Genomic DNA, 19,589 nt, shown 5'->3' with positions numbered 1-19,589 from the left:
TGGTTAAACCTCCTCTTCGCTGAGATCCTCCTCTTGCGGAACTACGCTTACCTGTTTTACAAGCTGCTCCGGCACCTTCGTATCCTTTGACCGGCACTGCTGCCACTCCACATCTTCACCGTTTTCGACGTAGAAAGCCGGCCCTTCGTGGCCGCCAACCGTGACCCGGTCAAACCGAATGTCCCTCACATTGCCTAAATAAAAGCCGCGCGCTTTCATATCCTGGATGCCGGACATCATGGCCGGGCGACCCGGAACGGGGTTCTCCGCCATGGAAATATCGATGTCGGCAAACGTTAATTCCGAAATATACCTTTCCGCAAGACCATAAACAAACCCTGCCGCCGCATGTACGTTCCTTGCGGTAATATTCGAAAAGTGAATCCGCCGGAACGTCGGCGTTTCCAGGGTGACCGGATAAGGCCGCTTATCCCAGACGTACTTGTCCTTGCCCCGCGGTCCGCAAAAATAATACAGGTTCAAAATGAACGGGCAGATGACTTCCTCCATGACGATGCCGCTGACCCGGATATCCTCCACCGTTCCTCCGCGCCCCCGCCGCGATTTCAGCCGGATGCCGCGGTCGGTGTGCTTAAAGATGCAGTTGCTGATCACGACGTTCCGGATGTCCCCGCTCATTTCGCTGCCGAGCACGACGCCGCCGTGGCCATGGATCATCGTACAGTTCGTGATCGTGATGTTCTCGCACGGAACCCGCTGCGCGGTGTCCTCCGTGCCCGCCTTGATGGCGATGCAGTCATCGCCGACGTCGATGTGGCAGCCGCTGATCCGAACGTTCTGGCACGACTCCGGGTCGATGCCGTCCGTATTCGGTGAATCCGCGGGATTGTATATCGAGACGTTGTCGATCGTCACGTTGTCGCAGAGAATCGGATTGACCGTCCAGCTCGGGGAGTTGATCAGCGTGACGTCGCTGATCGTCACCCGGGTGCAGCGGTCGAGGCTGATCAGCTTCGGCCGGGGGTGGGTCAGCTCCTCCGGGCGGCTGCGCATCTTGTCCCACCAGGGCTGGCCGTTGCCATCCAGCGTGCCGCTGCCGGTAATGGACACGTTCTTCAGCCCGTGTCCGTACACACAGGAGGCGTGCACCTCGCGCAGCACCCCTTCCCAGCGGGAGGTCACGACCGGATAATCCGCCGGATCGGTGCTGAAGGACAGGACCGCGCCCGGGTCCAGCCTCAGCTCGATGTTGCTGCGCAGGAGGATGGCCCCGGTCAGGTACGTGCCTGCGGGGACGAACACAGTCCCGCCGCCAGCGGCATCCGCCGCCTCGATCGCCGCAGCGATGGCCCGGGTCGCCGGCTCGGCGCCGCCGGGCACCGCCCCGAACTCGGTGATGCTGTACACGCTCATGGCTGTTCTCCTTTCGCCGCAGCGGCCGGAACCCTGGCCTCGTATTCGCCGCAGGCCTGCAGAAACGCCCCCAGCCCCTTCTGGTCGTTGGTGATGATTGGCTCGCTGATGTAATAGGCGTACGTGCCGTCGCGCCGGTCGGCTCCGCCCAGCCCGGCCACCTGGCAGTTTTTGTTCAGGTTCAGCCAGCCTTCCTTCGTCTCCAGCACAAACTCCTCCAACAGCCCCCGATACGCTCTCTCCAGGCTGTCCTGCCATTCCTGCGGCGCAAGGACGCCGAGGCGAAGCCCTTTCGCGATGGCATAGGTGATCATGCTGGAAGCTGAGGCCTCCAAGTAATTCCCCTTGCGTCCGCCCTCATTGACCACCTGGTACCAGACGCCGCTGCCCGGATCCTGATAGGATCTCAGCGCACGCAGCGTATCGGTCAGGATGCGCTTCAGCTCAGGATAATCGGAATGGCTTCCCGGCAGCAGCTCCAGGCTGTCCGCCAGCGCCATGACGAACCAGCCAAGGGATCTGCCCCAGAAATTTGGAGATAAGCCGGTGGCCGGGTCGCACCACGGCTGGGCTTTTTTCTCGTCCCAGGCGTGATACAAGAGCCCGGTGGCCTCATCCTTCGTATGGAGCTCGCACAGCTTGAACTGCTTCGTCACGTCGTCCAGTCCCGCACCGCCTTCAAACGTCAGCAGATATTCCAGATAGAAAGGCGAGCCCATATACAGGCCATCCAGCCAAATCTGATATGGATAAATTTCCTTATGCCAGAATGCCCCTTCCGACGTCCGGGGATGGGATGCCAGCTGGGATCTCAGCAACCCGGCGGCTTGCTTGTATTTTTCCTCCCCCGTCTCCCGGTACAGGGTGAACAGCAGCTTGCCGTTGTTGATATGGTCGATGTTGTATTCTTCGTGGCGGTACCCGCGGATACTCCCGTCTTCCTGAATAAAATGGTCCATGTTGTCCCGGATATACTCCCAATACCGGCGGTCTCCCGTCTGCTTCCAGAGCAGCTCGAAGCCCTTGAGCACCACGCCGTAATCATACGACCACTTGCCTTCATATCCCTTACCCTCGTACAGCTTCGGCGTCCGTGCCATGATGGACTCGGCCATGCGCTGCGCCGCGTTGAATGTCTGCATGCTGATCCTCCTCGGATAAAATTTCCGGCATTCTCTGATAAAATTTCCATCTACGCCGGAGATTGCTTTTTTACACCCTGCCGTCTTGGAAAAAACACAGTCCTAACCCCCATGCAGGCGGGATAGGACCTGTTGCCGTCTCCTAGCGTATGGCTCAGCCGTTATTTTTGCTGAGTGGCTTTGTAAGCGGCCTCGTACTCCTCGATAATTTTGCTGCCGCCGGATTTCTTCCAGTTCTCCACCGCAGCTTTGAATTCGTCCAGATTGATTTTGCCGAGAATGTATTTGTAAGTCGCATCAGTGATGATCTTTTGCAGCTCGGAGCCCTGCGTTGTGTACGTTTCGGATTCCAGGGAATATGCCGGGTTCAGCACCCCGTATTTTGCGTTTTCCTTGATCAGCTTGTCGGCCTCGGCCTTCAGCGGATCGGCGTCATGGATTTTGTAGCCCGTTTCGCTCGGACGGGAAGAGGCAAACGGCTGCACTTCCTGCTGCCACAAATCGGTATTGGTAATCGTAACCGCGTCATTCGCATCCACGGTATAATGGACGCCTTCGATTCCGTATGTCATGAGGGCGTACACATCGTCGTCCATCAGGTCGTTGACGAATTTCAGAACGCGCTTCAGCTCGGCCTCATCCTTCACTTCGGATTTCGGGAAAGCCAGCAGTCCGCCGATTCCGTTGTTCGCCGCCCAAATCGCTCGGTCGCTTTCGTTGCCTGTCGATGTAATGTTGTTGACCAGGGCGAGCTGCATGTTATCCTGAACGCCCTTGGCCATATTCAAAAGGTTCTTCCCGTCAAACAGGGCGCCAACGTAAATTCCGGCTTTGCCCTGGGCGAATTTTTGCTGCTGGTCGGTCTTGGCGGTCACCGCAAAGTCTTGATTGATATATCCTTTTTCGTATAGTGTCTTCATGTAATCCATCGTTTTGACGTACCCTTCGGTTTCGAATTCGGGAATCATTTTCCCGTCATCCGTCACCCGCCAGTTATTCGGCGTGCCGAAGTAAGAGCCCAGCGTCTTGAAGGCGCCGTAGATCAGATCGCTCCGGTCCATGAAGCCCGTCGTATCCTTCTGCCCGTTGCCGTCCGGATCCTGCTCGGTGAACGCCTTGGCGACGTTCATCAGCTCATCGGTCGTCTTCGGCACGGACAGTCCGAGCTTATCCAGCCAGTCCTTGCGGATGACGACGCCGTTGCGGGCGAGATCCTTCTGGAAAGGCACGCCGTACAGCTTGCCGTCGATCGAAGCCGATCTCCGCGTATCCTGCGAAATTTTCGCCAGGTTCGGGAACTCGTCCAGGAACGGTTCAACCTCCCAGAACATGCCGGATTTCAGGGCGTTGCGTACGGAGGAATTGTCGAGAATGGTGAGCGTAACGATATCCGCCAGGGAATCGGACGCCAGCGACGTATTGATGCGTTCTTCCTTGGAAGCATCCGGAATCCACGAGAATTTGATATCCGCGCCGGTCTTTTCCTCAATCTTGTTCAGCACCGTATCGGTCGGCGGCGACGCCGTGTGCAAAATGTTCAACCACGTAATCGTCGCCTTTTCGTCACCTGCCGCAGCGCTGCCTCCCGAGCCCTGGGCCGTTTCCCCTTTGCCGCCTCCCCCGCCGCAGGCCGAGAGCAGCAGCCCGCAGACCAGCGTAAACGCAGCCATCTTGCTTACCATTGGTTTCATGTGCCATTTCCCCTTTTCTATTATCCTTTGGATGGATCCTACATCCGTGGATGGATCCCACACCCGCCGTGCCTTGATTAGTACACGCCGTCCTCGCCGAACTTCTTCGCCAGCCGGTTGGAAGCCATGACCAGCACAAGTCCCACCAAGCCTTTGAACAAGCCTACCGTTGTACTGAAGCTCAGCTGTCCGTTTTTCAGTCCCGCCGTATAGATGTAGGTGTCGAAAATTTCGGCCACCTCGCGGTTCAGCGAATTGAGCAGCAGGTACATATGCTCGAATCCCAGATCAAGCGTGCTGCCGATCTTGAGAATGAGCAGGGTGATAATGACCGGCCGGATCGCCGGCAGCGTCACGTGCCACGTTTTGCGGAACCGTCCGGCTCCGTCCATTTCGGCTGCTTCGTACAGCTGAGTGTCCACCACCGTAATCGCAGACAGATAAATAATGGTGGACCAGCCGAGCTCCTTCCAGATGATCTGCCCGATGTACATGGTGCGCAACCATTCGGGAGCGGTCAGGAAGCTGATTTTGTGCCCGCCCAGCCTGGCGATCAGCTCGTTCAGCACGCCTCCGTCCACGGTGAGGAATACGTAGGTAATGGAGACGATGATGACCCAGGACATGAAGTGCGGGATGTAGATGATGGTCTGTACCCAGTTTTTGAACAGCCGGTGCCTGACTTCATTCAGCATCAGCGCCAATATAATGGGAAGCGGAAAAAAGATCACGATGTTGAGTGCAAACAGAATCAGCGTATTGCGCAGAAGCATGAAGAACGTCGGTTCTGTAAACAAGCGGACAAAGTGCTTCATTCCGACCCAAGGGCTGCCCGTGATCCCCTTGAAAGGCTGGTAATCCTGAAAGGCAATGACGAGACCGCCCATCGGCAGATACTTAAAGATGATGAAATACAACACGCCGGGCAAAATCATCAGGTACAGCAGCTTGTGACGTTTGATACGGTCCAGAGCGGTGTCCGTCCGTATCTTCCTGGCCGGTTTGACATTCATGTTCATGACGGCCGTGTTCGAGTCCTTCACCAGGTCGACCTCCTTGTAAGCGTTTCCTGTTACGACTCCAGCTTAGGCCGTTTTGGGAATTCCGTACATAATCATTTCATTGACACCGGCCATAAAACCGCATAACGGCGCCATTTTCGCCTTCCGCATCTCAGCTGATGATTACGGATTGAAGCTGATGATTATCCGGGTGACAGCCGCGGATTCCCCGCTCTCCCCCCTGCCGGACAACACCTCAGGAGCTGATTATATACGTAACCTGGTACGCTTGGTACAGTCTAACTGTAAACGATTACAAGGAGGATACCCGCGTATGACACCATCCACAGCTTTGCGTAGAAAAGAGTCTTTCGGCAGCCGCCTGTTTACCGTCGTAAACAGCCTCCTGCTCATTCTGATTGCCCTCATTTGCCTGCTGCCTTTTGTAAACGTGATTGCGAGCTCTTTCGCTTCCACCCAGGAAGTGGTGGCCAAAAAATTCATTCTGTTTCCGACGACGTTCTCTCTCGATGCTTATAAGTACATTTTATCGACGCCTACGATTTTTAAAGGGCTGGGGGTATCGATCGGGATCACCGTAGTAGGCACGATCGTCAGCATGATCCTGACGGCGCTCATGGCCTATGGCCTGTCCAGGAGATATCTCTACGGCCGGGGCTTCGTTAACTTCATCGTCGTATTCTCCATGCTGTTCAGCGGCGGCATGATCCCGACGTTCCTGGTCGTCAAAAGTCTCGGCCTGATCGACTCCTACTGGTCTCTCATCCTTCCGGTCGCCATTAACGCGTTTAACCTGATTATAATGAGAAACTTTTTCCAGGCACTTCCGGACGCGCTCGAGGAATCGTCCAAAATTGACGGATGCAACGATTTCGGCGTTTTCTTCAAAATTATGCTTCCGCTCGCCCTACCATCTATCGCTACCATCTCACTGTTCTATGCGGTTGCTTACTGGAACACCTATATGAATGCGATCCTGTATATGACGGATTCGACCAAATGGCCGATCCAGGTGCTGCTCCGCCAGATCGTCATCGTCTCCAGCGGCATGCAGGCCGAAGGGACGTCCGTGGATGTCGTTCCACCGGCGCAGACCATCAAAATGGCGGTGATCGTCATCGCGACCGTACCGATGCTGATCGCGTATCCATTCGTGCAGAAGCATTTTGTCAAAGGGGCGCTGCTCGGCTCGGTCAAAGGGTAACGAACAGCAAAGTCTTGCATTCCGCTCAAGAAAGCACCCCGGACGGAATTACAAGACTTTGTTTTTTTACTGAGCCTGTTTGACTTTGCGGTAATTTCCCGGCGTCACGAGTTCCTTCTTGCGGAAGGACCGGATGAAGTTTTGCGGATTGTGATACTGGAGCCGCTCGGCGATTTCCTTGATCGTCATGTCCGTCTCAATCAGCCATTTCTTGGCCATCTCCAGCCGGTAATTCATCAGGTACTCGCTGAACGTCATGCCAAACTCCTTTTTAAAAATGCTGCTTAAATAGTTCGGATTATAATGAAGCCGGTCGCTGATCCATTCCAGGGACAATTCCTGGTCGTACTCCGTGCGGACGATCGTGGCGATCTTCTCGGCGAGGGAGCGGAACTGGCGGTTGGTCTTCTCCTTCATGCTGCGCACCATCGGCGAGATGACCTCCTCCACGAGGATCCGCTCGATCTCTTCCGGGTTGCGGATATCAAGCAGGCGGTGGTACAGCGCGTGATTGTCCTGCGTCAGCAGCACCTCCACGCCGAGCAGCTGCTCCAGCTGGATCAGGTTGTTGACGAAACGCACCAGGGCCACTTCAAAATTCATCGAGTTTTTGTTCTTCTTCATCATCTCGGCCAGCAGCGGATACAGCGCCCGGGGGACCTGCTCCTCATCGCCCAGCCGGATCGCGTCGAACAGTTGGGTTTCCAGCTCCGTCGGATAATGCAGAAGCACCGGTCCCGAGACGACCGTCTCGATGTCTTCATAGAAAATGATCGATTCTTTGCCCAGATTGAGCCGGTGCCGGAGCGCCTGCTTGCTCATTTCGCAAGCCTCTTTGCTCTCCCACAGATGCCGGTACGTCTTGCTGATGCCGAAACTCACGGAGCAGTTCAAATAGTCGCGCGCCGTTATCATAATCGTTTTCGAATAGGAGAGCACCTGCCTGCGAATCTCCTGTTCCTCCTGGTCCGTAAACGTCAGGATGGTCGCCTGCGTGTTGTCGTTTAAAATAATCGGCAGCATGCGCCCTTCCTTTGGCACGACTTCCTCGACCATTTTGTTGATGGCGAGCAGCAGCATATCCCGGTCCGACGCCTCCCGGCCGCCGTAACTGTCCATCTGAATCAGCATCGCGACGAACGACGGCTGCGTCAGTTCCGGATAGCCGAACCGCGGCAGCATCCGCTCCAGTTCCTCCGGGGACACCCGGTTCCGGAACAGGTTCAGGATCAGCTGCGTTTCCAGCTGGGGCAGTTCGGCTTCCATCATGCTCTCCAGGTTCTCCTTCTCAGTGACGATCGTGTCGATGGAATGAAGGATGCCTTCGATTTCGTTCTTGTACGGCAGATGGGAGCTGCGCGGCAGGCTGCGCTGGATTTGGCGGATCGGCTTTGTGAAATAAACGGAGATGCCGTAAGCCACCACGATGATCAGCAGCGTAATGACGGCCACCATCAGCATGATCCCGTATTTGGTCGTCTTGAGCGCGCCGGAAATTTCCTTCTGGTCCAGCAGCGTCACATAGATCCAATTGTTGTAGCTGGATTTGGCATAAATCGCTTCGGCCGACTGGCGCCCGGATGCCGTCACCTTCAGCCTGCCGGCCCGGTGATCCTCCCCGGCCGACTGGACGATGCGTCCAAGCTGGTCAGCGGACAGCAGCTGCTTGCCGGGATCGGTCTCGTACATCAGCTCACCCTGCTTGTTTAAAATGATGACCGGGGCATTGTCCTCGGTCTTCAGAATCCGGTCGAGCGTGGACCGGGAAATATCCGAAAGGGCGATCGCCTGCTTTTGCTTGGAAAAGACCGGCAGCGTGTTCACGAAACGGATGCCGTCATCCGTTTTGATCCAGAACAGCCCTTTGTCTTTGTTATCGATGTAGGCCTCGTACAATTTGCGCCGGTCGGCATCCGTCAAATAGGACAGCTTTCCGCTTGTAATCTGCCAATTCTGCACGAGGCTGATGAGCGAATACTCGGTCCCTTCCAGGCCCATCGTGGCGATATAGTTCAGCTGTGTATTGACGTTCCGGTATTCTTCGAAATCCTGTTCCGTGATCGGCCTTTTTACGACGGCATCAAACGAGCTCGTCGTGCTGTATGTATTAAAGGCGTATTCGATCGTCTGGATTTTCTGCTCAAGCGAATTTTTGGTCTGGGTAATAAAGCTCTGCTTGCTGCCCGCCACCCGGTCGATCACCGAGTGGGTCGTATTGATATAAATGTAGCTGCCAAAACTGACGACGAGTCCGATCCCAAGGACCAGAATGGGAATAAACGTTTTATAAAACATGCGGCCTTTTTTCATTGTGATGCTCCTTTAGCCCGTTCTTGTTTCCAATTATAGCGTTTTCATGATCGGGTTGACAATATGATTCACGTGTGCATTTTTCCGTAATCCTATTGACTTGAACCCTGTCTGAACTTAAACTGAAACCGTTAACAAATATTTCATGTCACGAGGTCATATGATTACGATTAAAGACATCGCGCGCGTTGCGGGGGTATCGCATACGACCGTTTCCAGGGCGCTGAACGGCAACCCGCTCATCAAGAAGGAAACCCGCGACCGCATTGAACGCATCGCCGCCGAACTCAACTACATTCCCAATTACAGCGCCAAGAGCCTGGTCATGAAGAAGTCCTACACGATCGGCCTGTTCTTCTCCAGCATCGACCAGGGTACCTCTGCCAGCTTTCTCGTGGACGCCATCAAGGGCATTCATCAAGTGCTCGACGAGAACTACAGCCTTACGGTCCACGGGATCGACAGCATCCGGCACTATGATGCTATAACGCCAAGGCGTTTCGACGGTGTGCTCGTCATGAGCCAGAGCGAAGCGGACAATGCTTTCATTTATCACCTGAAGCAGACCGGCATCCCCTTCGTCGTCCTGAACCGTCAGCTGGATGACCCCGGCATTCTGAACGTGGTCGCCAATGACCGCGAAGGCGTCCGGAAGGCGCTGGATTACGGCATCGGACTCGGCCACCGGAAGATCGCCATCATCGAAGGCAAGGCCGGCTTCAAGTCGACAACGGAGCGGAAGCAGGGATTCATGGACAGTCTGATCGCCCACCGCCTCCCGCTGGTTCCGGACTATTTCACCGCCGGGGACTACGGGGTCGAAAGCGGCTATAACGCAATGATGTCGCTGCTCTCCCTGTCCGATCCCCCGACCCTCGTCTTCTGCTCGAACGACGATATGGCCATCGGCGCGCTGAATGCCTGCTACGCGCGGGGCGTCGCGCTTCCCGGACAGCTGTCGCTGATCGGGTTCGACGATATTTTGTTCTCGCAGTATACGTACCCGCCGCTGACAACGATCCGCAAGCCGATTGCCGATATCAGCAAGCTCGGCACCACCAAGCTGATCGAGCGGCTCGAACAGCCGGACTCGGCGCCGGAACAGCTGTTTGTCCAGACCGAGCTGATCGTGCGGCAAAGCGTTGCGGCTGTCACCTAGGAGGGACAGCTGTAATGCCCTTGATTTTTTGAAGGCGACAATTCAAACATGATTTTTTTACACCAAAATGTTAACGTGTGCATTATGTCCATCATCTCTAAAGGAGGCATGAAATACGTATGACACCACCTCTTTCCCGCAGCCTGTTTCCCGATCTGCCCGCCCTGCCCGAGCGCATGATCCAGTTTGGCGGCGGCAACTTTATGCGGGCTTTCGTGAACTGGCAGATGCAGCAGATGAATCTGAAGGGATTATTTAACGGAAGCGCCGTCGTCGTGCAGCCGACCGCACACGGCAAGAGCACTTCGCTCATGGAGCAGGACGGCTTATACACCGTGCTGCTTAAAGGGCGGCTTCAAGGACAGCTGGTCAACTCAAGCGAAGTTATCGCCACTGTCAGCCGGGTCATCAATCCTTATACGGATTATGAGGCCTACTTGAAACTGGCCGAACAGGACGAACTCGAGTTCATCACCTCCAACACGACCGAAGCCGGCATTGTGTATGAGGCCGGCCTGCGCCAGGAGGACGCTCCGCATTCCAGCTTTCCCGCCAAATTGACGGAGCTGCTCTACAGGCGGTTCCAGCTTGGCAAAGCCGGCTTTATCATCCTCCCCTGCGAGCTGATCGAGGACAGCGGCGAGAAGCTGCGCCGCTTCGTGCTGCAGCATGCCGCCGACTGGCAGCTTGGCGATGCGTTTGCCGCCTGGGTCACGGAAGCCAACACGTTCTGCTCCTGCCTGGTGGACCGCATCGTTCCGGGGTACCCGCGGGATCAGGCGGACGACCTGGAGCAGAAGCTCGGCTATGAAGACCCCTTCATGGTCAGTGCCGAGCCCTATCATCTGTGGGTGATCGAAGGGCCGGCGTGGCTGCGGGAGAAGCTTCCCCTTGCCAAAGCCGGGCTGAACGTTATCGTCACGGATGACCTGTCGCCTTACCGCGAGCGCAAGGTTCACCTTCTCAACGGCCCGCATACGGCCATGGTGCCTCTGGGCCTCCTTGCCGGACTTGAAACGGTCGAAGACGTGATGAAGGATAGCGATTTGGGCCGCTTCGTCCATGAGCTGATGGAAGACGAAATTCTGCCGGTGCTGAAGCTGCCGCGGGCCGAGCTGCTCGAATACGCGGCAGCTATCCGCGAGCGGTTCAACAACCCGCTGATCCGGCATGAGCTGGCATCCATTTCGCTGAACAGCATTTCGAAATTCACAGCGCGCCTGCTGCCGGTGCTGATCCGTTACCAGCAGGCCCAGGGGAAGCTTCCCCGCCTGCTCGTCCTCTCCTTCGCTGCGCTCCTCCTTACCTACCGCGGCGACCTGGTCGCCCGCCGCGATGTGCCGGAAGTGCTGGAGGCAGTTGATCGGAACTGGATCGACCCTGAATCGTTTGTTCCTGGCATTCTGAAGGAAGAACGGCTGTGGGGCATGGATTTAACGGCGGTTCCGGGTCTTGAAGCACTGCTTAGGGAGCATATTGGCCTGCTGGAACGCGAAGGCGTCCGGGCCTCGCTCCATCAACTGACCTGAGGAGGATTGACATGAAATCATTGATGAAACTGAACCCGCGGGACAGCGTCGCCGTTGCCCTCCGGCCGATTCAAGCCGGGGAACCGCTGGAAATAGACGGCGTGAAGCTAGAGGCACTACAGGAGATCCCGCAGGGCCACAAAATCGCCCTGACAGCGATTCGCCCGGGTGACATGGTGATCAAGTACGGGTATCCGATCGGCCATGCGGTTTCCGCGATCGCTCCTGGCGATTGGGTGCATACCCATAATCTCCGGACCAACCTGGACGGTGAGGAAGAATACGAATACCAGCCAGACCTTCACCCGATTTCCTACCCGAACCGGGGCCTCACCTTTCAAGGATACCGGCGGGCCAATGGCAAGGCAGGGATCCGCAACGACCTGTACATCGTTCCGACCGTCGGCTGCGTGAACGGTGTGGCCGAGCTGATCCTGCAGGAATTCAAGGCCGTTCACCCGGACCTCGGTCCCTTCGACAATGTCACGATCCTGAAGCACCCGTACGGCTGCTCACAGCTGGGTGACGACCACCGCCAGACCCGAAGTATCCTGCTGGACGCGGTCCATCATCCCAATGCCGGCGGCGTGCTCGTGTTCGGTCTCGGGTGCGAGAACAACATCGTCACCGAGTTCCGTGAACTGCTCGGAGACTATGACGAGTCCCGCGTCAAATTCCTCGTGGCGCAGGAGGTTGGCGATGAGGTCGAAGCCGGCATGGCCCTGCTCGAAGAGCTGTATGAAGCCGCAAGCCTCGACAAGCGCGAGCCGATTCCGCTCAGCGAGCTGAACGTCGGCCTCAAATGCGGCGGCTCCGACGGCTTCTCCGGCATTACGGCCAACCCGCTGCTCGGCGCCTTCTCCGATTTTCTTATCTCGCAGGGCGGATCCACGATCCTGACCGAGGTGCCTGAGATGTTCGGCGCCGAGCGGATGCTGATGGCCCGCGCCGAAAGCCGCGAGGTCTTCGAGAGCATCACCTCGCTGATCAACGACTTCAAGCAGTATTTCATGTCCTACGGGGAGCCAGTGTACGAGAATCCGTCCCCAGGCAATAAGGCCGGCGGCATCAGCACGCTGGAGGACAAATCGCTCGGCTGTACGCAGAAGGCCGGCACCGCCCCGGTCGTCGACGTGCTGCAGTACGGCGAGAAGCTTCGCAAGAAGGGCCTCAGCCTGCTGCAGGCGCCGGGCAACGATCTTGTCGCGTCTTCCGCACTCGCTGCCGCGGACTGCCAGCTCGTTCTGTTCACGACCGGACGGGGCACGCCGTTTGGCAGCTTCGTCCCGACCGTCAAAATCGCCACCAACCACGACCTCTACAACAAGAAAAAGCACTGGATGGATTTTAACGCCGGCTCGCTGCTCGACCGTCCGATGCAGGAAGTGCTGGAGGAATTCATCGCCTACCTGATCCAGGTGGCGAGCGGCCAACAAACGCGGAACGAACAAAACGACGTACGGGAGCTGGCTATTTTCAAAACCGGGGTTACCCTGTGATGTCACTGGACGATTAAATCCATTTCGATTGTATCCAAAGGAGCTGTGGACCATGTTCTTGAACGACGATTTTCTGCTGACGACCGATACCGCCCGCAAGCTGTTTCATCAGCATGCCAAAGACATGCCGATCATCGACTATCACTGCCACCTCGACCCCAAGGAAATCTATGACAACCAGAACTTCCGCAACCTGACCGAAGCCTGGCTCGCCGGGGACCATTACAAATGGCGGTTAATGCGGGCGAACGGCATCCCGGAATCCCATATAACCGGCGACGCTTCCGATTACGACAAGTTTCTGGCATGGGCCCGGACCGTCCCGAAAACGGTGGGCAACCCGTTGTACAGCTGGACCCATCTGGAGCTGCGCCGCTTCTTTGGCATTACCGAACTGCTGAACGAAGAATCCGCCCCGCGGATTTGGGAACAGGTGAACGCCAAACTGGCGACGGACGATTTCCGGCGGCGGAATATTATCAAGAATTCGGGCGTCAAGGTCGTCTGCACGACCGATGATCCGGCCGATTCGCTGGAATACCACCAGCTGCTGCAAAAAGAGGATACCGGCTTCCACGTGTTCCCGGCCTTCCGTCCCGATAAGGCGCTGAACATCGACGCACCCGGTTTTACCGATTGGCTGGAGCGCCTTGCGCAGGCCTCCGGTCAGCAGGTCACGACGTATGCCGAACTGCTGGATGCTCTGAAGCAGCGGATCGACTTTTTCCATGAGCAGGACTGCCGCCTCTCGGACCATGCGATCGACGTGCTGCGCTATCAGGAGGGCAGCGCGGAAGAGCTGGAGCGCATTTTTGCGAAAAGGGTGGCCGACGAGACGCTCTCCCTGGAGGAAATCACCGTTTACCGCACGGAGCTGCTGAGCGCGCTGATCGGACTGTACCATAGCAAAAACTGGACGATGCAGCTGCATATCCATGCCTTCCGCAACAACAATACGCCGATGTTCAAGCGTCTGGGGCCTGACACCGGGTATGACGCCCTGAACGACCTGCCGCTGGCCGGCCCGCTGTCCCGGCTGCTCGACCGTGCCGAATGCGGCCAAGGCCTGCCGAAGACGATTCTGTATTCGCTGAACCCGAACGACTATCCCGTCCTGCTGACCCTGATGGGCTGCTATCAAAAGGATACGCCCGGCAAATTCCAGCTCGGTTCCGGATGGTGGTACAACGACACGCGCAGCGGCATGCGTCATCAGCTCACCCTGCTCGCTGACAACAGCCTGCTGGCCAACTTCGTCGGCATGCTGACTGACTCCCGCAGCTTCCTTTCCTATACCCGGCACGAATACTTCCGCCGCGTGCTGTGCGAGCTGATCGGCGAGTGGGCCGAGCGCGGGGAAGCGCCTGACGATGAAGCGCTGCTCGGACAAATCGTGGAAGATATCGCCTACGGCAACGCGGAGCGGTATTTCGGCTTCAAGGAGCTCGGCATTCCCGAAGCGCTTCGCTCCTAGCATGTAAGCATGATCGTGAGGCAATGCTGAGCGATAACCACCCCAAGCCATGCCGCCAGACTACTTTTTGGTCTCTGGTAAAAGAAAGGGAGGACTCCGTTCTATGACCATGACGCTGTATATCGTCGGCGATTCCACGGCCGCCCTGAAGGGTGCCATTGAGAAGCCCATGACCGGCTGGGGCGAATACCTCCAGCAGCACCTGGATCCGGCGATCCGGGTAGACAACCGGGCGATCAACGGGCGCAGCACCCGCTCTTTTATCGCCGAGGGCCGCTGGGCCGCCGTGGAGAACGAGCTTCAGCCCGGCGACTACGTGTTCATCCAGTTCGGCCACAACGATCAGAAGCAGGAAGATCCTTCACGCTTCGCGGATCCTGCTCCCGGCGGGGAATACCGCGCCAACCTGAAGCGGTTTATCGAATCCGCCCGCTCGCGCGGCGCCATCCCCGTGCTGCTGACTTCCGTCAGCCGCCGCTGGTTCACGGCGGAGGGCCTGCCGGATCCCGACGCTGTCGGCCCTTACCCCGAGGCGATGCGTGAAACCGCGCGGGAGGCCGGCGCGCCGCTGCTCGACCTGTTCGCAGCTTCCCAGCAGCTGTATCTCCGGATGGGCCAGGAGGAGTCGAAGCATCTGTTTATGCATCTGCCCGCCGGGTCCCATCCCAATTATCCCGATGGGATCGCCGACGACACGCACTTCTCGGACCGGGGTGCCCGGGAAATCGCCGCACTCGCGGCGGAAGCGATCCGGCAGTGCGAAGCGCTGCCCGGACTGCATCCGCTGCTGCGCAACCTTGCCCCGACAAGCTGATGCGGCGAGTGGCTGCCTGCTTATGGATGGATGGCCGTTGTCTGCCCGCAAGCTTAGAGCCTTTGCGGATTCACAGGGACCATGGCCATGACTTGCGGCTTTATTCCGCTGATAGACGCCAAAAAATCCCCCGGGCCCATAGGGCTCGGAGGATTTTCATCATAATATTCCGGTGTTTATTTATACATCATTCTAACCTGTTTCTGAATTTAACGCACCGATCTGGACTCCAGCTCATACTGCGTTTCCCGGGACTTGAAGGACAGCAGGAATCCGAACACCAGCACGATGCTTGCGAGAATGTACGGATAATTCACGTTCATGTCAAACAGCGCCCCCGCAATGATCGGGCCGATAATATTGCCAAGGCTTGTAAACGCTGAGTTCAGCCCCGCCACATAACCCTGCTCCTCATTGGCAAACTTGGACATCTGCGTCCCGATGGCCGGGCGCAAAATATCCATCGCCAGAAACAGAACGAAGGTCACGGCGACCATAAGCCAGAACGTATGCACAAGCAGCGTGAAAATAATAAAGAGGATCGATACAAAAATGCTGAGCGTGATGACTCTTTTCTCTCCGAACCGGTTCAGGATCCAGCCGAAGATGGTTATCTGCACCACCGCCCCGCAGACCGAGCCAAACGTAATGATAAAGGCGATATCCTTAGGCGTAAAGCCGAATTTATGATCGACAAACAGCCCAAACACCGTCTCGAAATTGGCGAGTCCGAACGAAGCGACGAACACGACGATCAGACTGATAAAATAAGGGGCCCGGTAGGCACCTGCGAGCTGGCGCAGCAATCCGGCCGGTGCCATCTTGGTATCCGATCCGTCGCTGGTCTGCGCGGCCTTCGGCACCTCCCTCAAGAAGAACGCGGTAACCGCCATGGCCAGCAGCCCGCCGACCGCGGCAGCATAGAAAGGTACTCGAATGCCGTATTCCGCAAGATAACCGCCGATGCCGGGTCCGATAATAAAACCGGTCGTGATGGCAGCGTTGATGAAGCCCATCCCTTTCCCGCGCTCTTCCTCACTGGTGACGTCAGCGGTATAGGCCATGACGGCCGGCATAACCAGAGCCGCACTCACCCCGCCCAGCATTCTCGCCAGGAACAGAAACGGCAGCGTGCTGGAAGCGCCGAACAGCCATTCCGACACGGCGAACAGCAGCAGTCCGGCCAGGATGACCTTTTTGCGGCCGATGGAGTCCGACAACCTTCCGGCGATCGGCGAAAAGACGAGCTGCGTAATGGAAAAGGCCGCGACCAGCAGGCCCAGCACGCTTCCGTTAATGTGCAGCAGATTCATATAACTCGGCATAATTGGAATGATAAGTCCGATGCCCGTAAAAATAATGAAGTTGTTGAGCATGAGGAGCAGAATGGCTCCCCGGTTTCTAACTAGCAGCGACATAAAAAAGCCTCCGTAAGCAAATTCAGCATGTATACTGAACGTTCGTTATGTATTATGGCGTGAGATAACGAAGACCATTCTCCGCTATCGTTCTTTTGCTTGCTTATCCGTCGCCACTCCGTTCAAAAAAACAGTGACGGCATCCCGGTACAACAGGGTCGTCTTCTCAGGGTTTAATCTGCGCGACAGCTGATTGGCGCCGAAAAAAATCGCCTCCAGCACGGCCGCGAGCCGCTCGGCATCGCCCGGCATGAATTCGCCGCGGTCGATCCCTTCCTGCAGCAGGTTCTGATTAAACGCCAAATGCTTGACCTTCATCTCGGCCATACGGGATTCCACTTCGGATGTCTTTTCTTCGTTATGAAAAAATTCATCGGCTGCCTTCGTGAGCGGATGGTTCAAGTCGTCAGCCGCCAACTGTTCCGCCACGGCATACAGCTTATCGGTAGTGGTCTTATACAAGTGCTCGTTTTGCTCCCAGTTCAGTTCCCATTCGCGGTCCCATTCTTCGAGCAGGTGAAGGAATAATCCTTCCTTGCTCTTGAAGTGATAGTAGATGTTGCCTTTACTGCTCCCGGTCGCGGCCACGATATCTTCGATCGAAGTCGCCTTATACCCCTTTTGAATAAACAGCGCGCGGGCGGCATCTGCAATCTTCCTCTTGGTCTGTTCGCTTTGCAGCTGCTTCTGGTTCATGACGCTCACTCCAATACATATATATACCGAACGTTCAGTCAGTATTGTAGCACGGCATTTTTTTCATGGCAAGCCGCAGTTTATTTTTCCTGTGACACGATCTAAAAAAACCGGTCACCGGGGTATACCCGGCGCCGGTTTATGTAAATGGACTGGCGGCTCAAATGATTGCTGTTCCAGCCGTTACATGATGATTAATGTAACCTTGCCATCAATGAAAGAGACAACATCGTAATTGGACCAGCCCCAAGTCTCGATCTTCGTTCCGTTCACGGACTGGATATCTTTAGCGGCGGGATTTCCCCATGACAACAGCACCTGCTCCTTGGTCATGCCAAGCGTGACATTGCCCGCCTTGATCTGGCTCCAGACGGAAGATGACCATTTATACTTTGTATAGGGATCATATTTCAAAAAGTACGTCGAGTCGGCAAACAACTGCGTCACTTCCGACGTATTCATGGCGTAGCTCTTCAGCGTTTTTCCAGCAGCCGATTTGAAAACGACGACAAAGCTTCCGGTGTCTGTGGGAAGAACATCCGTCACCGTGACTTTGGAGAACCGTTCCCAGCCATCAAAGTCGTTCACCCAATACGTTTTCCCGATGAATTTGGCCAGACTGCCCTGCATTGCTTTCTTGATCAAGCCCGCAGTGTCTTGGGAGACGATCGTCATCTTGCCCTGACCGATTGCAACTTCGGCCTGCCGCCATTTGGCATCCCAGGTTACCTTGGCCCCCAGCGTATCGGCAAGCAGGGAGGCAGGGATGTACGTTTCGCCTTTGTCGATGATTGGCGATGCTTTTAATGTCAGATTACTGCCGTTAAATTGGGCTGCCTGACTGCCGGCCTTAAATGACAGCTTCGCATCCCCGAGAGCAGCGTTCCAATTTCCGCCCGATACCTCTGCCGTACCTCCTAGCGCCTTGAACACCGTCTTGGCTGGAAGATATACGGTTCCCTTGACCTGTTTGGCATATTTCAACGGATCGCGGAGGCTGACCGTCACCGTCACGCTGGAGGAGACGCTGCCAGAAGTCACCGTCAGCTTCGTCTCGCCTACGCCGGCCGCTTTCAGCTTGCCGTCAGGCTGCACTTTCAGCAGGTAAGGCTTGTCCATGTCGAGCTGCGCTTCCTTCAGAGACACCTTCAGCTTGGCCCCGTTGGTATACGTCTCTTGAATATCGACCTGTACTGTATCGCCAACATACGGCTTCTTATCGGAGACGGACATGGACACAGCCTTAACGGCAGGCACCTCCACCGGCTGGACCTCGCCGTCCTTGCTGATGACCCATGTCCCGTCGGCACGCTGCGCGTAAATGCCTTCGGCCAAGTCATCCTTATACGCATCTACTGCCGTCTTAACCACGTTGCTCAGCCCCTGAACCTGCGTGGTCAGCTTCCAGCGGTTGGAGTATTCTCCTGTCAGCCATACGGTTCCATCCTTGCGGGTCACGATCAGCACGTCGGTTGGTTCCGCGGAAACATAAGAAATATGTATCGCATCAGTAGCAATGGTTACCGGGATAACCCGGCCATTGTCGTCAAAGTTCGACATTTGATAGACTACGACTTCTCCACTTGTGTACAGCAGAGCGACGCGGTCATCATGCACGGCCATCGACTTGACCGATGCGGCATTGTTTACGGTTCCGACTTTTTTGTATTGATCGGTCTTGTACGGATCCTTGAACAACAGCTCTCCGCTCTGGGTCAATGCGGCAAAATCCTTCTCCCCGTATCCAATCAGCGCTATGCCGCTAAGATTCTTCAGCTTGCTGCTGTCACCGTCCCAGACGGTACCATCGGCCTGAAGCCGGTACGGCCCGGACACCTGCTTGATTCCGCTTTTCCCCTCGACCACATGCGGCTTCATGCCGATATCCCATTCAACCAACCGGCCGTCACGCGTAATGCCCAAGCCTTCATATACGTTCCCCGAAATCTCTTCGACCGAGCCTTTCGTATAGATGGTCCGGTTTCCGTCGACCATGGACCACATCGAGCCGTCACTCATCAGATACGTATTTTTGCCGGCGATGTCTTTAATCTGCAGCTGCTGAGCCCCGTCGGCAAAAGCCGTCTGATGGCCGAAAGTCGGGACGGCACCCATCATCAAGGCGCCCAGCGCAATCGTGGACAGCCTTCTTTTCCATGTTACGTTCAAGTTCAAGTTCATAACCCCTCTTTGTCATGTCATATTTAGGCAAATCCTTGTATGATTCGACATCATGGTAAAATATCCCTTCAAATCA

14 protein-coding genes are annotated in these 19,589 nt (G+C 56.3%); 6 read left to right on the top strand and 8 right to left on the bottom strand.

Annotated elements, in window-relative coordinates; translation table 11 throughout:
• Positions 1–3 precede the first annotated feature (3 nt).
• The 4 genes from C7820_RS19270 to C7820_RS19255 all read right to left on the bottom strand — a co-directional run bounded on the left by C7820_RS19270 (position 4) and on the right by C7820_RS19255 (position 5,250).
• Positions 4–1,374: a glycoside hydrolase family 28 protein gene (locus C7820_RS19270; RefSeq protein WP_116232391.1), complete on the bottom strand. Its 1,371-nt coding sequence runs from the start codon at positions 1,372–1,374 to the stop codon at positions 4–6.
• The gene (locus C7820_RS19265) at positions 1,371–2,516 is read right to left on the bottom strand and encodes a glycoside hydrolase family 88/105 protein (RefSeq protein WP_116232390.1); all 1,146 of its coding nucleotides are present in this window, start codon (positions 2,514–2,516) and stop codon (positions 1,371–1,373) included. The genes C7820_RS19270 and C7820_RS19265 overlap by 4 nt, the downstream gene beginning before the upstream one ends.
• 161 nt (positions 2,517–2,677) lie before the next feature.
• Positions 2,678–4,207 carry an extracellular solute-binding protein gene (locus C7820_RS19260; protein ID WP_116232389.1) on the bottom strand — a complete coding sequence of 510 codons (1,530 nt, stop codon included), beginning with the start codon at positions 4,205–4,207 and terminating at the stop codon, positions 2,678–2,680.
• A 77-nt stretch (positions 4,208–4,284) separates the two neighbouring features.
• Positions 4,285–5,250, bottom strand: a complete 966-nt coding sequence (locus C7820_RS19255) for an ABC transporter permease (protein WP_397334187.1) — start codon at positions 5,248–5,250, stop codon at positions 4,285–4,287.
• A gap of 292 nt (positions 5,251–5,542) precedes the next feature.
• Here C7820_RS19255 and C7820_RS19250 point away from each other — a divergent pair, with 292 nt between their 5' ends.
• Positions 5,543–6,433, top strand: a complete 891-nt coding sequence (locus tag C7820_RS19250; RefSeq protein ID WP_116232388.1) for a carbohydrate ABC transporter permease — start codon at positions 5,543–5,545, stop codon at positions 6,431–6,433.
• Positions 6,434–6,499: 66 nt separating this feature from the next.
• Here the strand turns inward: C7820_RS19250 and C7820_RS19245 are convergent, their stop codons facing one another.
• The gene (locus tag C7820_RS19245) at positions 6,500–8,743 is read right to left on the bottom strand and encodes a helix-turn-helix domain-containing protein (protein ID WP_116232387.1); all 2,244 of its coding nucleotides are present in this window, start codon (positions 8,741–8,743) and stop codon (positions 6,500–6,502) included.
• Positions 8,744–8,903: 160 nt separating this feature from the next.
• Between C7820_RS19245 and C7820_RS19240 the strand changes: the two genes are divergently transcribed.
• From C7820_RS19240 to C7820_RS19220, 5 genes are all read left to right on the top strand, one after another.
• On the top strand, positions 8,904–9,902 hold the full coding sequence (locus C7820_RS19240; protein WP_116232386.1) for a LacI family DNA-binding transcriptional regulator: 999 nt from the start codon (positions 8,904–8,906) through the stop codon (positions 9,900–9,902).
• Between the two features lie 119 nt (positions 9,903–10,021).
• Positions 10,022–11,431 carry a tagaturonate reductase gene (locus C7820_RS19235; protein WP_116232385.1) on the top strand — a complete coding sequence of 470 codons (1,410 nt, stop codon included), beginning with the start codon at positions 10,022–10,024 and terminating at the stop codon, positions 11,429–11,431.
• Between the two features lie 11 nt (positions 11,432–11,442).
• Positions 11,443–12,930, top strand: a complete 1,488-nt coding sequence (locus tag C7820_RS19230; protein ID WP_116232384.1) for a UxaA family hydrolase — start codon at positions 11,443–11,445, stop codon at positions 12,928–12,930.
• A gap of 52 nt (positions 12,931–12,982) precedes the next feature.
• A complete protein-coding gene (gene uxaC, locus C7820_RS19225; RefSeq protein WP_116232383.1) occupies positions 12,983–14,404 on the top strand; it encodes a glucuronate isomerase in 1,422 nt (473 codons plus the stop codon).
• Between the two features lie 49 nt (positions 14,405–14,453).
• Entirely contained in the window at positions 14,454–15,218 is a 765-nt protein-coding gene (locus C7820_RS19220; RefSeq protein ID WP_244867538.1) for a rhamnogalacturonan acetylesterase, read from the top strand.
• Positions 15,219–15,427: 209 nt separating this feature from the next.
• Here the strand turns inward: C7820_RS19220 and C7820_RS19215 are convergent, their stop codons facing one another.
• The 3 genes from C7820_RS19215 to C7820_RS19205 form a co-directional block, all read right to left on the bottom strand.
• Complete coding sequence (locus C7820_RS19215) at positions 15,428–16,636, bottom strand: MFS transporter (RefSeq protein WP_076170343.1); 1,209 nt, start codon at positions 16,634–16,636, stop codon at positions 15,428–15,430.
• 84 nt (positions 16,637–16,720) lie between these two features.
• Entirely contained in the window at positions 16,721–17,332 is a 612-nt protein-coding gene (locus C7820_RS19210; protein ID WP_116232381.1) for a TetR/AcrR family transcriptional regulator, read from the bottom strand.
• A 183-nt stretch (positions 17,333–17,515) separates the two neighbouring features.
• A complete protein-coding gene (locus C7820_RS19205; protein WP_244867537.1) occupies positions 17,516–19,507 on the bottom strand; it encodes a copper amine oxidase N-terminal domain-containing protein in 1,992 nt (663 codons plus the stop codon).
• Positions 19,508–19,589: the final 82 nt, after the last annotated feature.

Origin of the sequence: Paenibacillus sp. VMFN-D1 (genome assembly GCF_003386155.1) — a bacterium.
Lineage (GTDB): Bacteria > Bacillota > Bacilli > Paenibacillales > Paenibacillaceae > Paenibacillus_AQ > Paenibacillus_AQ favisporus.
Note: the sequence above shows the minus strand (reverse complement) of the source record. Positions and strands in the feature narration are given on the sequence as shown.